This window comes from Massilia aurea (assembly GCF_024753205.1).
GTDB classification, from domain to species: domain Bacteria; phylum Pseudomonadota; class Gammaproteobacteria; order Burkholderiales; family Burkholderiaceae_D; genus Telluria; species Telluria aurea.
Map to the genome: position 1 here is coordinate 1,173,733 of NZ_JANUGZ010000001.1, position 14,910 is coordinate 1,188,642.

Below are 14,910 nucleotides of genomic sequence, written 5' to 3' on the forward strand. Positions count from 1 at the left end.
CAGACGTTAGATGCTGCTGAGAGAACGCCCCGTTGCCCTATCGGCTCAGCACACAGTTCAACCCTCTGTTTTGGCAGTTCATCTCATAGCGCGGCAAGGCGCAAGATTGTGACGCTACCCACCCATTAGGCTACATATCAGCTATGCCACTAATTAGGAGCATTATGTTATGCATTGAACGAGCGGTCGTTGACCCCAACCCACCCTTCAAATCAAATGGCACAATCGCCGTCCTTAGCCTGGCTCTTATCTCAGCTCAATTCAGCTTGGCCGGCTGTGCCCAGGCACCCGTTACACGCGCTAACGCCGACGTCGCCAGCACGACGACGTCGGCCCAGAAACCCGCTACATGCCCCAGAGTCGAATATCCGAAGGAAGCGCTTCGGCGTGGTTCACAGGGGACCACGACTGTCCGCTTCCTGATCGATATCGACGGTCGCGTCGCCCAGTCCAATATCCTAAAATCCAGTGGGGACTTATCGCTCGATGAGGCGGCGCTTTCTGGACTGTCCAGATGCCGCTTTAAGCCGGCCGTCAGAGATGGCCAGCCACAACGCGCATGGGTTCCGGTCCAATACGTCTGGTTATTACCCCCCGCCGAGAGACTTCAAGTTCCATTTCCGGCTACCCCACAACCTTAGAACCATTGCGGCAGTCAAAAGCCTAATCGATTTCACGCAAGAGTCTGGTTCGGGTCGGTACCGGCTTGTCGTGACAGTCAGTGCTTTTTCAAGCCAGGCAACGTGCTAAGCTGACGTAAACGGCCGCGTTCGGCCACAGCTGGACATCTACGCTCTTGACTACGGGAGGAAATTTGAAGACGCGTTTTGCGTACGTGGTATTCGCTGTACTAGCCGGCTGTGCTAACGAAGAGAATCAGGTCAAGAAGGCTAGCTCGGCTATTGCAACCAAGTCCCCTTGGACTCAAAATGCGGCGGCAATTTCGCCATATGCCGATCTGATAAGTGACCAACCCCGAGTACCTTTAGCGAACGATTTCGACGTCGCGTGGGACGGTATCGCACATGGAGGCGACATAAGATGGGAGTGCCGTGGAATCCCTAGCGGAAAATTTATCGCCAACTCACTGTGTACAGATAAACCAATGGTCGACTTACGATGGCCAGATAAGAACGCACCTTCAAATTATGGCGGCGTCATTGTTACTGACTAGACGTCTAACGGCTGCTTTGGGTCGTTTTCGGCCGTTCGCGGGCGTGTTCAATTTTCAACGCGACAACCTGCGATGTTGCCTCGACCGGCCGGAGGTCATTGGCGGGTTGAGCCGCCGCGTGTCACACCGACGCACTAAGATTGGCATATGGAAAATCGAATTGATCGACTCACCGCAGTTCACGTAGACTTAGCCACAAACGTATCCGTTGCATTCGGCTTAGCCGCTCGGTGGATGCTTCACATGAGTTGGGCATCCCCCAACAGATTGTGCAGCGGTCTTGATGGACGGCGGGCCACGGCGCAGCGTAACTTCTGCTACGCCAGACTCGTCTCCGCATAGCGAGCCGCTTATTTAGCGCACCGACGCAGCAACCATTGGCCCAGGCTGCCATTAATCGCCACTGCCGGTGCATGGTTGCTCTCCTAGCGAACTGCAGCCCATAGCTTGGCTTAACTGTTAGTAAAAACGCAGCTGTACAAATGTTAAACTGGCAAATGCCAATCAGACAGCTATAGCGCTTATGCAAAAAAATCACTCGCAGCATCGAATTTTGGTGGTTGATGACAACCGAGATGCAGCAGAACTCCTTCAGATGGTTCTCCAGTTTCAGGACTATGATGTCCGCATTGCATTTGACGGCATCTCCGGCCTAGCTCTTGCTGCCGAGTTCCATCCACATGTGACGTGCTCAGACCTCAATATGCCAGGTCTAACCGGGTTTGATCTCGCGTCCGAGCTCAGAAAAAGCAATCACAGCGGTACTACACATTTGATTGCGATGACTGGCTTAGACACCAATGAAAATTACCTAAAGGCAATTAATGCTGGATTTGATAGGTGTTTTTCTAAGCCCTTTAGTATGGAAGAGTTCACTGACTACTTGGATTCGGTTTTTTTGGAAATTGACAGGCTGTAAGGCTGGCCGTCATTCAATCTGACTATGCCTGAACTGTCGTCTCTAAACGCGCAGTGCACTCCGCATACTGGCGCATGGGCTCGCTACTAATGCCTGCCATGCATCGGTGCATAGGTCTTCGACTGCAGGGCACAACGCAGTCAACGCGCTACCAAGCTGGACCCGATTCCCATGCAGCACTGTTGACGTAGCCTCGGGCGCGGAGTCCGCTAACGCGCCAATAGCGGACTATCGAGCCATTGATACAGGCGATGTGCCCCGTATGGGGTGACGATTCTGCTACGCGAGATTTATGTAAGATCCACACTCACAAGGCGCTCATGCTTAAATGACTCTTATTCTCCGCTTCAGTGTTACTAAGGAGCAGCTGTGCAGCCGCCTGCCAAGGGACATTTCCTATGGTAGCCGTTCAGTACCTTGTAGACGAACAAGCGCCTGAACGCGTGGAAGCAACGATAACAAATCCATTAGAAAAGCTGTTTAGCGGAGCATCACGCCTTGCTGGATGGCATTCCATAACAGGTCATGGTTTGGCTGCATTCGAGATACGGTTCGACGACGGAGCCACTAAGCAGGATCTGGAGACGGTAAAGCAGCTAATTCAGAAATTAACCCTCGCTAACGGAATTCAAGTCATATTCAAGGAAGTGTTTCGTACCTCCTCATGCTTGAGTAGGTGGCCATGGTTTGATGACTAGTAGCTAAATGAACGTGACGGTCGATGTAAATCGTTCAGTTCTGTGCGAACAGAATCCGCAATTATATAGCGACCGGCCGCTTTGGGTCGAAAGTAGTCCTTTCATGGCAGTCGAGGCTGGTGGTGCTAGCAAATTAAGCGGCATTAATGCCGCACAAGCCATGGCGTTTTTTTTTCGACAGGCGGCTGCACTCGAAGCCGACATAGAGATGAAGGCCGCAATGCAATCTCGGCGATTTACACCTTTCGTGTGAAGCAGCTCAGGTACGAGCTGAGGGTCGTATAGGTCGCGAGCGGACATCCGCTTCCGCAATACTGCAACTCTTGCTCTATTAGATCATTTCGGGAACTGCGGCGCCGTGGCACTTTTAGGGTCGGGGACCTTTCAGTGCCGAATAACGCGCGGCTACAGTAAAATGAAAAGCAAGCTTATTGATGAGGTAAAGCTTGATTATGATTAGCTCTCATCTCGATCACTTTAATCCGCCGGCATTTATTAGGCATTGAAAGTAGACGCTTGACAATTCTTCCTGGTATGCCATTTGCCAGCAATGCGGCATAAGCTTGGGGGAGTCCTGCATTTTTTAATATAATAACTGCGCAGTCGATAGCCAATGCAGTTTGAAAATCTTCCCGGCGGTTAAGAATATGTGGTTTCATTGATCGACTCCGGATAAAACCCGAGATTCTCATATTTTATTTTTGGTGTCAATTGTAATAATTAATTATAGCCGGCATTGAATATAGGCTAAATTTATGGATAAAAATCAACTTAAATAAATGTAATTTTTATTATTTTATAATAAAATTACTATGCCTTGGACTTGCATCGCAATTGACGAGGACCTTCTGCCAGAATACGAGCCGCTACTTCATCTGGCACTTTTTCGTCCCGTAGTAAGGCGTGCGCCCAAGTCGTCCCAAGTTTCCTTTCGATCTTGAGAGCAGCTTCGATAATGGCGTCGTGTAAATGATTGCGCCTTCGGCATACGGTAAATGACGTTACCGAGCTACCTCCCGGCACCAGCGTAACTACAATATCGCTGGCACGACGCCCATCACCGAGGATTCGCTCTGCAAGATCGTTCGATATATTTTCGCGTGCGAGGTATGCGAGTGCCTCGTCGATTCCGAGCATGTCTCTGTAGACGAGCGCTACTTCAACATGCTGGGAAATCAGGGTGCTACGACGTATCCGAATAGCCATACCGACTCCATAACAAATGTGCTAGCGATCTCTTGGACAGCCTCCCTCATTGCTGTCATTTTTTTGCAATGGGCAATGTGCTCGTGTTGGGTGCTATATGTGAAGGCAATAGACTGCTGACCACGATGCTGAGCTGTTCCATTGCAATCGGCTTGCCTATGTGGGCCGAAAATCCAGCTGCTATGATCTCGGCGATGTCGCTTTTTCGCGTCATGGCGCTCAAGGCAATCGCCGGTAGCCTTGCAACACGAGCATTAGTGCGTACTTGCTGCATCAGTGCAATCGTGTCCTTGCTCGATGGCGACACATCCGCAATTAGGAGATCAACTGTCTCCTGTTGCAAGATTCGCAAACATTCCTCTGCGCTAGCGGTTGGGAAAACCGTCGCACCGCTCGATTCAAGCAAGGACGCGAATAGGTCAAGCATGTCGGGCATGGCGTCAACAATGGCGATGCGCAGTCCAACTAGGGTGTCGGCAACGCTGTGCACGGTCTCGTGCTGGGACAGCGGCGCGCTGTCATAAACGGGCAGCCATACGCTGAAACGTGCACCTTTTCCGATACCGTCGGAAAAGGCCTCTACACGTCCGCCATGCATTCCCACGATCTCGCGTACCAACGCCAGCCCAATACCTAGGCCACCCTGGATGCGGGTGGCGGCGGACGCGCTCTGGCCATACATATCGAACACATTGGGTAGAAATTGCGGTTCGATGCCGTGGCCGCTGTCGACTACATCCAAGCGCACTGTTTTCTCTTCACGCTCTATACATACCTGGATTTGGCCCCCGTGCGGAGTGAACTTGACGGCATTGCTGAGCAAATTCATGAGCACTTGTTCAATGCGCACCCTGTCGCCCAACACGGCGGCGCGGCCGCTATTGTCTTGTAGCGAAATGGCGCATTCAGCTGCCGATGGATTAGTGCGCGCGATCTCGACGATATCCCTTGCGACTTGGCCAACTTCCATCGGGGCCAGGGCGAGCGACAGTTTGCCGGTACGCGCACGTGACATGTCCATCAGGTCGTCGATGATTTTTGCCTGACTCCGTACTGCATTGCGGATACTCGCCGATGTACGAGCAAAAAGCTCGGACTGGCTGACTTCAGGAATACGCGACTGGAGTTCTACATTGATGTTGATCATGTTCAACGGGTTGCGCAGCTCATGCGACATCACGGATAGGAATTCGTCTTTCAGCGCGGCCGCCTCCTGCGCATCCGACTGCCCGGCCTGGGCCTTGTCTATAACCTTCTCGAGCTCATTCTCGTGGCGCAAACGAGCAGTAGCGTCACGAGCAATCTTGGCGTATCCATAGAAGCGGCCATCGAACAGCGGTGTGGTTACCCCGCTGCAGTAAAACTGTGAGCCGTCCTTGCGCACATGCCAGCGCTCGTCTTCGGCACGGCCATCGGAACGGGCGCGCCGCAATTCGTCGGTCGGCACGCCCGCTGCCACGTCTTCTGGCACAAACAATCGTTCTGCCGTCTCTCCCATTATTTCCTGCACCGACCAACCGAACAGGTATTCAGCGCCCTTGTTCCAGCTGGTAATGCAGCCGTGTTCGTCGAGCGTGATGATGGCGTAGTCGCTGGCGCATTCGGCCACCAAGCGCATGCGTGCCTCGCTGGCGCGTGCCTGCCCTTCGGCCTGACGGCGAAGGGTGATGTCGAAGAAAGTCATGACCGCACCTTCGATCCGGTCTTCGTTGGTGCGGTAGGGAAGAAGGCGCGCAATATAACATCGCTCATCGACACTGCGCACCTCGCGCTCGACCATACGTAGGGTTTCAAAGCTCGCGTTAACATCCTCCGGCAATTCGTCATAGTCGAGCTTATGCGTGAGGTCGAGCAGCGAGCGCCCCACGTCAGATCCAATGATTGAAAACAGGTCGGCCGCACGCGGCGTGAAGCGCTTGATACGCATGCCCTTATCGACGAAGATGGTGGCGATGTCGGTTGAGGCGATCAGATTGTTCAGGTCGTCGTTCGCTTTGCCGGTCTCCTCGACCTTGACTTTCAGTTCATAGTTTACGGTAATTAGTTCTTCATTGACCGACTGCAACTCCTCCTTACTGGTTTCCAGCTCTTCTGTGGCAGAACGCAATTCTTCGTTGATTGCCTGTAGCTCTTCGTTAGAGGCACGCAGTTCCTCTGTCGAAATCTCGGCGTTTTCGATGGTTTCCTGAAGCTGCTCGCGTTTGCGCTGCAGTTCGGCCTCAAGCTGGGCCAGCACCACGTCGTGGCTCCCGCTGGAGCCGGGCCTGCTTACTTGTTCAGTGGGCTGATCATGGCGTCTGAACATTACAAGCATGTAATCGCTTTCGGCCTCATCGTCGCGGAAAGGCGTCACCGTGATTGCCACTAGACTGCGCTCGCCGAGCGCAGGTACATCGACCGGGCGGCAGTCGACGCTAGCGTCAGCCTGCGTCGCCTGAAACATTCCGGATCGTAATTCAAGCCGCAATTCGGGCAGGATTAAAGTGAGCAGGCTGCGCGAGGGTTCCCCGCCGCTCATGCGAAGGTATTGGCCAACCTCTTCTGCCATGTGCACTATATTGCCTTCTCGATCGATCACGGCCGAAGGTGATGCGAACCGTGCCAACGCACGCTGGTGCATTTCAGCGTAAGAAAACAGGCGTTTGAGCGGTAGCTTGCTACGTTGCACATCGGGAATACTGGCGCGGAAGGCCGTACCAGCCAAGCTTTGGTACTGCAGTTGTGGCAACCCGGAGCGCGCGCGGTAGATACGATTTTTTTTGTCAATTGGAATGAAATAATCGGCGACCGCGTCGGCTGATTCAGAACTGCCTAAAAAGAGGAAGCCGCCCGGCTTGAGCGCGAAATGGAACATCTGCAGTACGCGTAATTGCACGTCGCGGTTCAGGTATATCAGCAGGTTGCGGCAGCTGACGAGGTCAAGCCTGGAAAACGGCGGGTCGCGTAGCAAGTTATGTGAGGCGAACAGCACTCGGTCGCGTACGGCTTTCCGGATGCGGTAGCGGTCATCTTCTTTGGTGAAATACTGGCGCAGCCTTCCCGGCGCAACATCGGTAATAATGGAGCCAGGAAAGATGCCGGCTCGCGCCGTGTCGATCGCATGTTCGTCAATGTCTGATGCAAAGACCTGGAAGACCGGAGCCGACTCGTGTAGTGCAGCCTGTTCCGTCATTAGTATAGCCAGTGAGTAAGCTTCCTCACCGCTAGAACAGGCCGCTACCCAAGCCCGCACTTCATCGCCCGAGCCCTTGTCTTTAAACAGCTCGGGAACCACGTCGCGTTCGAGTGCCTCGAATGCATCGCGGTCTCGGAAGAAGTTGGTCACGCCAATCAGCATATCGTCGAGCAATGCCTTGTGCTCGACGGCATCCGTTTTTAGGAGTTCGTTGTATTCGGGTAAAGAGTGTATGCTGCGCACTTGAAGGCGGCGTTCGATGCGACGGAGCACGGTAGCGCGCTTGTAGTGACGGAAATCGTGCCCTGTATTGCTGAATAACTGGCTGATGATTTCGTGCAGGGCTTCCTCAGCACTGGCTGCATCGCTCGTATCTGGCAAGTGCGCGATAGGTGCCTCTCCATCGCCAGGAGGTGGCAACTCAATGTTCCTGGCATTTTCCCAAAGGTCGACTAACTTTTGCGGGATATCCGCTACTGGCAAGACAAAATCGACCGCTTTGGTGCGGATTGCTGCTTCCGGCATGCCGTCATATTCAGCGTCGTCCGGAGACTGGACCAGAGTAACGCCACCAAGCTCCTTGATGCGCGACAGCCCGACCGCACCATCGCTGCCAGTGCCGGACAAAACAATTGCCACTGCACGCTCGCAATGTACCTCTGCTAATGTACGGAAGAACAGGTCGATGGCGACATGCTTGCCACGCGGCCGCTCGAGCTCGTCGACAACCAGCAAACCGTCAAACATCGATAGCTGCAGGTTAGGGGCGATTACGTAAACATTACGCTTTTCGATCTTGACCTTGGACGTAACCTGGCTCACGGGCATCCGTGTCGCGCGTTGCAAGATCGACGCCGCCGAGCTCGGGTAATCAGGAGACAGGTGCATCACCACGACAAACGCCATGTCGTGTGAGGCGGGCATGTGCTCGAATAGGCTGAGCAGAGCAGTCATGCCGCCGGCGGAGGCGCCAATACCTACAACTGGGAAATCGAGCTTGCTTGGCACAATGCCCTGCTCAGTCGGTGGTGTGCTCTGCACGTTCGCAGGATCAATCATACGCGGGGACTAATGTAAGAGTTTACTAGTTTATAGCACTAAATATTACCGGGTCAAATCCGATGCATACGTTTCTGTTAAATTTGTCGACTTGCATATAAAGCTGCAATTCTACATTTGTTTTTTCTTGGAAATATTGGTTTCTCAAATATTATATTCTTTCTTAAGCTAAGTTAGCTATTATTCAATATCCCAACACCTTGTATGCCTATTGTTGAGCTCGAGCATGTTGAGGCTGGCTGCGAGGCGATCAAAGCTGCGCTTTATTCATGCGTTAATATTGCCGGTGGAGAAATCCGAGTGGATTGTTATCTCACAACTAGAGATATGTCGCTATAATGATATAAACAACTTGACGATGTGCGATGTGCCATGCTCGATGTCAAGTTTTCCCATTCATGTCGCTAATGTGCATGTGAACCTCTCTATTCCAAAGTTTCAAGCGGCCTCATACTGTGTTTTCCAGTTTGAGTAAGATCGTGCAATTTTCGCTGGTCCAATTACGACTGTAGAGATCACAACCTATTCGCTCGTTTGGTAGAAGGAGAGCTAGGGTCACGAAGTTCGAAGTTTCGATATCGTGAAGGTCCGCTACAGGTCTTGGATTCAACCGGTCGACGCAACAAGTTTGCTGAATCGTTCAGCGGCTGTTTGATCTTCTGAAGTCTTGCTTGCCCGTTCGTTCCGAGCGGATGGCTTGCAAGACGTCGCCCTGGGCGCCGGATAGGGTGTCTTAGATACGCTGCAGCTAGTCGACGTATAGTGCCAGCGCGCGGAATCGCTTCATCTCCCAAAGCCCTGCGCGCACGTCGGCGCTTCCTGGATTTGCTCTTGAATGGCACCGGGTTAGCGCGGTTCAGCTGCGGCTTGAATCACATGTAAGAATCACTGTTCATTCATACAGCGTATCAGCGGGCATGGCCCCTGCCGAATTTTGGCTAGGCCCAGAATCACTGGCGCGCACATGCCATACTGAGAGCGTGGAACAACGAACCGACCGCCTCAGTGCTACTTATGTTGACTTGGCAGTCAACGTTGTCATCGCGTTTGAGCTAGTGGCTGGCATGCGCGTACACAGTACAGAACGCCTTTGATCTTGGTGCAGCACATACTAATCGACGGCAGGCCACGCCGCACCTCGTCATAGACTCGAGCACCTCAACAGAGTGCCCCATGGCTTGAGCTAACACGATAGGATTGACGCATGGAAAATCGAATCGATCGACTGGCCGCAGCTCACGTAGATTTAGCTGTTGCAGTTTCCGTTGCATTTGGCTTAGCAGCAGGTATTGAATCTGCACAGCAACTGGGCGTAGATTTGCACGTTGCGCAGCGTGTGTTAATAGAGGGTGGGCCACGGCGGCCCGGTGTTGCGGCGGTCACCCAAGATGATCACGCCTAGCATGCCGTTCAACAATTTCAAGTACGTACTCGCACATGCTAATGAAGAGCTGTGTCTCTCCTGGGCTCATCATCCCTTTTAAAAAGGCTTCTTGTATAGCCAAGTCAGCCTTGTTCGGTGGCCCAAGAGCACTGTTAAAACGAAATACAAGCTGTTCTCGGATTTGAAGGGACGAGAAGTCAGCACGCGGTTTAAGTCGACGTTCATTCATATGTGCGTTCAGTTCTGCCCTCATTTCAGCCCTACAGCACTGAAGCACTCGCAACATGAAAAATGTAAAAATTCATTATATAAAAATTAATAATAATAAATACTGTGCGCACACACAGTATTTATGCTCATCATGGACGCCCTCAATTTGCTACAAGGTCAGCAAGCTGGTGCCTACACTGATGCCTTTCTTAGGAAGTTTGTCGAACTTGGTCTTTTTGGGGTACAAAATTTTTTCTTCACGCCCCTACGCGTTACCTGCAGCCTTCCGTCCATACTTACGCTTACATGTCGGCGTGCGTACCGGCGCTCTGTCGCGCCATGCAAGTATGTTGGCCGGTTTGCAGCCTCATCTAGCAGCAGGCGCTCGAGAGTGCGTCTTTCGCACGTTTCGAAGCGCCGCTGCTTCACCGGTTTCTAGCGAGTTGGTCGGAATCGCGCTGCACCTTGAGCTGTGACTTGCCGAAATAGATGCGACGTTTTGAAAATTGCAGCAACAACTACAGGCGTGAAGTAGAGAAATTCACTATTTCTTGCTGAGTTACACTGAGCGCGATGAACTTCCGCTTTCGGCCAATAGCGGACATACCATCGGCCGCATCGTGCGGAATATCGCATCCTGGTGGCGATAGTTATCAATTCCAGAAACAATCAGTTCCCGCCATCCGATCTTCTCGACGATCGAGCTTCTCCTTATAGTTCACCTGTGTCCAGCTCACCTCGCCGTCCTTCGACGCCAGCGTGAGCGGACCGGTCAATTACCCATTCCACGCCGCCTTGATGGCGTATCGAAATTAGGAGAAGAGTTATGGCACGTCATGTTCGTTTTCACCAAACCGGTGGTCCTGAAGTTCTGCAAATCGACGAAGTACCCACTCCCGAACCTAAGGCTGGCGAAGTACGCATCAGCGTTCGCGCGCTGGGTCTGAATCGCGCCGAGAGCATGTACCGCACTGGGCGCTACGTGATCGAGCCCACCTTCCCGGCCACGATGGGCTATGAGGCATCGGGCGTGATCGACGCGGTCGGGCCGGAAGTAAGCGGTCTGGCGGTCGGCGATTCTGTAGCCGTCATCCCGGCCTTCATGTTCGACCAGTACGGCCTGTATGGCGATCTCGTGATCGCCCCGGCCCGCGCTGTGGTCAAGAATCCGGCTGGCGTGAGCTGGGAAGCCGCAGCAGCCACCTGGATGCCGTTCACGACTGCCTGGGGCGCGCTGATCGATCTGGCCAAGCTTGGTAAAGGTGACTTCGTGGTTCTGTCGGCAGCGTCGAGCAGTGTCGGACTGGCTGCGATGCAGATCGCCACCTCGGTCGGCGCTACCCCGATCGCCATTACCCGCAATAGCGAGAAGATCGACGAACTGAGGCAGGCAGGCTTCACGCACATTCTGCAGACCGGCCTAGACGACATCACTGCGGAAATCATGCGCATCACCGACGGCGACGGCGCACGCGTGGTCTTCGATCCGGTAGGCGGCGCCGACTTCGAAAACATCGTCAAGGCGACGAGCAAGGATGCGATCGTGTTCATCTACGGCGCACTGAGCCACGACGCAACCCCAGTGCCGGTGCTGCACGTGTTGGGCAAGCACACAACGATTCGCGGCTACGAATTTATCGAAGTCACCGCCGATGACGAGAAACTTACTCGTGCCAAAGCATTTATCACCGAAGGTCTGAGCGCTGGGAAGCTCAACCCGCAGATTGCCAAGGTATTTCCGTTCGATGAGATCGTCGAAGCAACCCGCTTCCTCGAATCCAACGCGCAGTTCGGTAAGATCGTGGTGAAGCTGTAACGTCACACTGGCGCACAGCGATGTGCGTCTGGAAGCCCCGCGTACTGCGGGGCTGTTTGTCGTACAGGGAGACGACGCGGCCTGTTCATTTCTCGATTACTCAAGCCAGGTGCGGTCAATGGCGAGGAAGTGCTGCTGAAGCCAATCCGAAAATGCCCGCAGCGGTGGTGGAACATGCGACCGGCTGGGATAGACCAGCGAGACAGGGCGCGGGGCGGGACGATATTGCGCCAGGACCTCCACCAGCGTCCCGTCGCGAAGATACCGTTCCACCATAATTCCCGGCACTTGAATCAACCCGAAGCCAGAGCGGCCGCACTGGACGTAGGCGGACGCATCGTTCACCAGCATCGAGCTGTCGGGTAGCAGCGATCTGCTCACCCCATCGTGGCGGAAGTGCCAAGGCAGCGTGCGTTTGCTGATCCCGGACAGGAAATTGACGCACGCGTGTCGGTCAAGACAGTCCGGTTGAACGAGCGGCGGCGCTTTCTCGAGATAGGCCGGCGCGGCGCAGGTGATCATTACGAGCGCACCCAGGCGGCGAGCCACCAGGCTGGAACTCGGCAGTTCGCCGATGCGCAGCACACAATCAACCCCTTCGGCGATGAGGTCGACCGAGCGATCGCTCACTCCCAGCGTGATCGATAACTTGGGGTACATAGTCCGGAACTGGCTGAGCGAATCCATGAAGCCCTCTACGGTAAACGCCGAAGGTATATCAATCCTTAACCGTCCGCTGACGGCGTCCCCGGGAGCCTGGAACATCGCCACCGCTTCGTCGACCCCGCCGAGAATCTCTTCAACCCTGGCCAGGAAGGCCTCGCCCTCGGTGGTCAAGCTGACCTTGCGTGTCGTTCTCTGAAACAGTCGTACATCCAGCGACGCTTCGAGCTGGTTGATGGCCAGCGTGACCTGCGGCCGGCCGATCTGCAGGGACTCGGCGGCCTTGGTGAAGCTTTGAAGCTGTGCGACCTTGGAGAACAGGCGCATTGATTGAAAGAGCTCCATCGGCACCTCTACTTGAGTTATTCAGTAATCAGTTCGCAGCAAATTCCGGCAGAACGTATTCCGACAGCTCCTGCAGCACTTCGCGTGCAGGCCGACGAGAAGCCTTCAGGTTCAGCGCAACGTGATTCACGCCAAGGGCCTGTAGCCAGTACAGGTAGTCGATCAAGCGGTTACGCCCGACGCGCAGGCCTGAATGGATGCGCTGCACCGGGTGATCCGGATGCTCGGACAGGTCGAAGAACATTCCCTGCGCAAAGGGCTTGAATACGTCGGACCGCGTCTCACGCTTGACCACATCGCGCCAGGTCGAGACCAGCGGCGCCAGGTGCTCGGGATTGACGAAGTAGTACAGCCAGCCGTCCGCATTGCGCGCGATCCACTCCAGGTCCTGGCGGCTGCGTCCGGTCACGATCGTCGGGATTTTTCCATGGACCGGTTTCGGCAGCAGGTCCAGGGAGCCGTCGAGAGCGCCGAATCGTCCAGACCTGTGCACGGCGAAGGGTTCCTCCAGGCTGGCCTTGAACATGCCGAGCGCCTCACGGAAACGCTCACCGCGTGAGTCGAAATCGCTTTCGATACCAAACGCAGGATACTCACTCGGCCGGTCTCCTGACGAGACCCCTAGCACCATGCGTCCGCCGGAGAGCTGGTCGACCGATGCGGCTTGCTTTGCCAGCAGAAGCGGGTGCCGAAGCGTGATCACCGCACTACCAGTTGCCAAGGCCAGGCGTTGCGTGTTCGCCGCCATGAAACCAAGATAGGTAAAGGGCTCGTATAGTTGGCCGGTATCGCCGAACATGGGGTCGTACATCGGCACGTCACGCGCCCAAAGGCCGGCAAATCCTGCTTCGTCGGCGTACCTGGCGATGGCGGCATGGTCGCGCATGCTAGGGGCCGGCGTGTCCGGGTAAGCCTCCAATGGCAGGATGAAACCGATGGTCAGCCCATCTGGCTTGAACATGCGTGAGAAGCCTGCATGGGTCGAGAGTTGAGTCGGTACAGACTGTGGTCGTGCTGCTGGTGTGTCTGCTGGCATTGCTTGCTCCTTCGTATCAGAATTTCGCCAGGCCCAGGGCTTGGCAGTCGCGCTTCGCCCCAGCACAATATTGTTGAGACCAACATGTTTGAGAAGCCATGCTTCCATTTCCTCCATGCTGGGCTGAGTCTGGAAAGTCTAGTCGATCCCGGCAAGTGGAATAAGTAGGTAAAATTCCTGAGTTTCCAGCCTCCCAGTCCATAATCCGCCATGGAAGATCGTTTCGTAGGGATCCGCGAGTTTGTCCTGACCGTTGAGAAGGGTAGCCTGACAGGGGCTGCGGCGCAGCTCGGCATTACCGGTTCTGCAGTCGGCAAGAGCATCTCGAAACTGGAGGCTCGGCTCGGCGTACAGCTGCTGCACCGTACGACGCGGCGGATGGACCTAACAAGCGAGGGAGAGGCCTATTTGCTGAGTTGCCGCCGCATATTCGAGGAACTCGACCAGACCGAGGCCTTCCTTGCGACCGGCCACCAGCATCCAATAGGCCGCGTGCGGGTGGACCTGCCGACGACCTTTGGGCGCCGCCACATCGTTCCGACCTTGCTGGACCTGGCGGAGCGCTACGAACAGCTAGACCTGGACGTCAGCTTGCGGGATCAGCCTGTCGACATGGTCGCGCAAGGGATCGATCTGGCCGTCCGTATCGGTGTATTGGGAGACTACCCCGATCTCATCGCCCGGCGACTGGGAGACCAGCATCTGATGACGTGCGCCTCTCCCGGATATCTGGCGCGCAAGGGCGTACCGCTGTCCTATGCCGATCTATTCCAACACGATTGCCTGACCGGGTGGCGACGTGGCGCCAAACCTGCCTGGCTCCTGAAGGACGAGCAGGGGAAATTCGAACGATATGAGGTATCGGCACGACATGAGCTGACAGACGGCGACGCACTTCTGGAGGCGTGTATTCGCGGCGCCGGCCTAGCACAGCTTCCTGTCTGGTTGGCCGGTGACGCTATCCAGTCTGGAACGCTGGTGCCAGTGCTTCCCGAAATATCCGGCGCCTCGATGCCGATCCATGTCGTCTGGCAGAAAACGTGGCACATGCAACCGAAGGTAAAAGTGATTGTCGACGCGCTAACCCAACTGGCAGCCTCGCGCTCTGATATTTTCAACGCCAAGTGCAAGGAATTATAGAGCTGGAGGATGAAGTCTTCATCCAAAGGTGTACTTACTGGAATCAGAAACCGGATTTAGACTGCTATCAACGTTGTAGCTGATT

General features: G+C 54.7%; 11 protein-coding genes. 7 read left to right on the forward strand and 4 right to left on the reverse strand.

What is annotated here, in order from left to right:
- Positions 1 to 164: 164 nt before the first annotated feature.
- The 3 genes from NX775_RS05060 (at position 165) to NX775_RS05070 (ending at position 3,044) form a co-directional block, all read left to right on the forward strand.
- Entirely contained in the window at positions 165 to 641 is a 477-nt protein-coding gene (locus tag NX775_RS05060) for an energy transducer TonB (RefSeq protein ID WP_258834984.1), read from the forward strand.
- A gap of 1,056 nt (positions 642 to 1,697) precedes the next feature.
- A complete protein-coding gene (locus NX775_RS05065) occupies positions 1,698 to 2,093 on the forward strand; it encodes a response regulator (RefSeq protein WP_258834985.1) in 396 nt (131 codons plus the stop codon).
- A gap of 705 nt (positions 2,094 to 2,798) precedes the next feature.
- Complete coding sequence (locus tag NX775_RS05070) at positions 2,799 to 3,044, forward strand: hypothetical protein (RefSeq protein ID WP_258834986.1); 246 nt, start codon at positions 2,799 to 2,801, stop codon at positions 3,042 to 3,044.
- Positions 3,045 to 3,219: 175 nt separating this feature from the next.
- On the opposite strand, the gene NX775_RS05075 is transcribed toward NX775_RS05070, so the two are convergent.
- Both NX775_RS05075 and NX775_RS05080 read right to left on the reverse strand, forming a co-directional pair.
- On the reverse strand, positions 3,220 to 3,450 hold the full coding sequence (locus NX775_RS05075) for a hypothetical protein (protein ID WP_258834987.1): 231 nt from the start codon (positions 3,448 to 3,450) through the stop codon (positions 3,220 to 3,222).
- A gap of 602 nt (positions 3,451 to 4,052) precedes the next feature.
- On the reverse strand, positions 4,053 to 8,231 hold the full coding sequence (locus NX775_RS05080) for a CheR family methyltransferase (RefSeq protein WP_258834988.1): 4,179 nt from the start codon (positions 8,229 to 8,231) through the stop codon (positions 4,053 to 4,055).
- Positions 8,232 to 9,435: 1,204 nt separating this feature from the next.
- On the opposite strand from NX775_RS05080, the gene NX775_RS05085 reads away from it, so the two are divergent.
- The 3 genes from NX775_RS05085 to NX775_RS05095 all read left to right on the forward strand — a co-directional run bounded on the left by NX775_RS05085 (position 9,436) and on the right by NX775_RS05095 (position 11,641).
- Positions 9,436 to 9,633 (forward strand): hypothetical protein, encoded by a 198-nt coding sequence (locus tag NX775_RS05085; RefSeq protein WP_258834989.1) that lies wholly within the window; start codon positions 9,436 to 9,438, stop codon positions 9,631 to 9,633.
- A 266-nt stretch (positions 9,634 to 9,899) separates the two neighbouring features.
- Positions 9,900 to 10,301, forward strand: a complete 402-nt coding sequence (locus NX775_RS05090; protein ID WP_258834990.1) for a hypothetical protein — start codon at positions 9,900 to 9,902, stop codon at positions 10,299 to 10,301.
- A gap of 350 nt (positions 10,302 to 10,651) precedes the next feature.
- On the forward strand, positions 10,652 to 11,641 hold the full coding sequence (locus NX775_RS05095; protein ID WP_258834991.1) for a zinc-dependent alcohol dehydrogenase family protein: 990 nt from the start codon (positions 10,652 to 10,654) through the stop codon (positions 11,639 to 11,641).
- Between the two features lie 96 nt (positions 11,642 to 11,737).
- Here NX775_RS05095 and NX775_RS05100 read toward each other — a convergent pair whose 3' ends face one another.
- Together NX775_RS05100 and NX775_RS05105 are read right to left on the reverse strand one after the other, a co-directional pair.
- Positions 11,738 to 12,631 carry a LysR family transcriptional regulator gene (locus tag NX775_RS05100; RefSeq protein WP_258834992.1) on the reverse strand — a complete coding sequence of 298 codons (894 nt, stop codon included), beginning with the start codon at positions 12,629 to 12,631 and terminating at the stop codon, positions 11,738 to 11,740.
- A gap of 46 nt (positions 12,632 to 12,677) precedes the next feature.
- Complete coding sequence (locus tag NX775_RS05105) at positions 12,678 to 13,610, reverse strand: LLM class oxidoreductase (protein WP_258834993.1); 933 nt, start codon at positions 13,608 to 13,610, stop codon at positions 12,678 to 12,680.
- Between the two features lie 285 nt (positions 13,611 to 13,895).
- Here NX775_RS05105 and NX775_RS05110 point away from each other — a divergent pair, with 285 nt between their 5' ends.
- Positions 13,896 to 14,825, forward strand: a complete 930-nt coding sequence (locus tag NX775_RS05110; protein WP_258834994.1) for a LysR family transcriptional regulator — start codon at positions 13,896 to 13,898, stop codon at positions 14,823 to 14,825.
- The last annotated feature ends 85 nt before the right edge of the window (positions 14,826 to 14,910 follow it).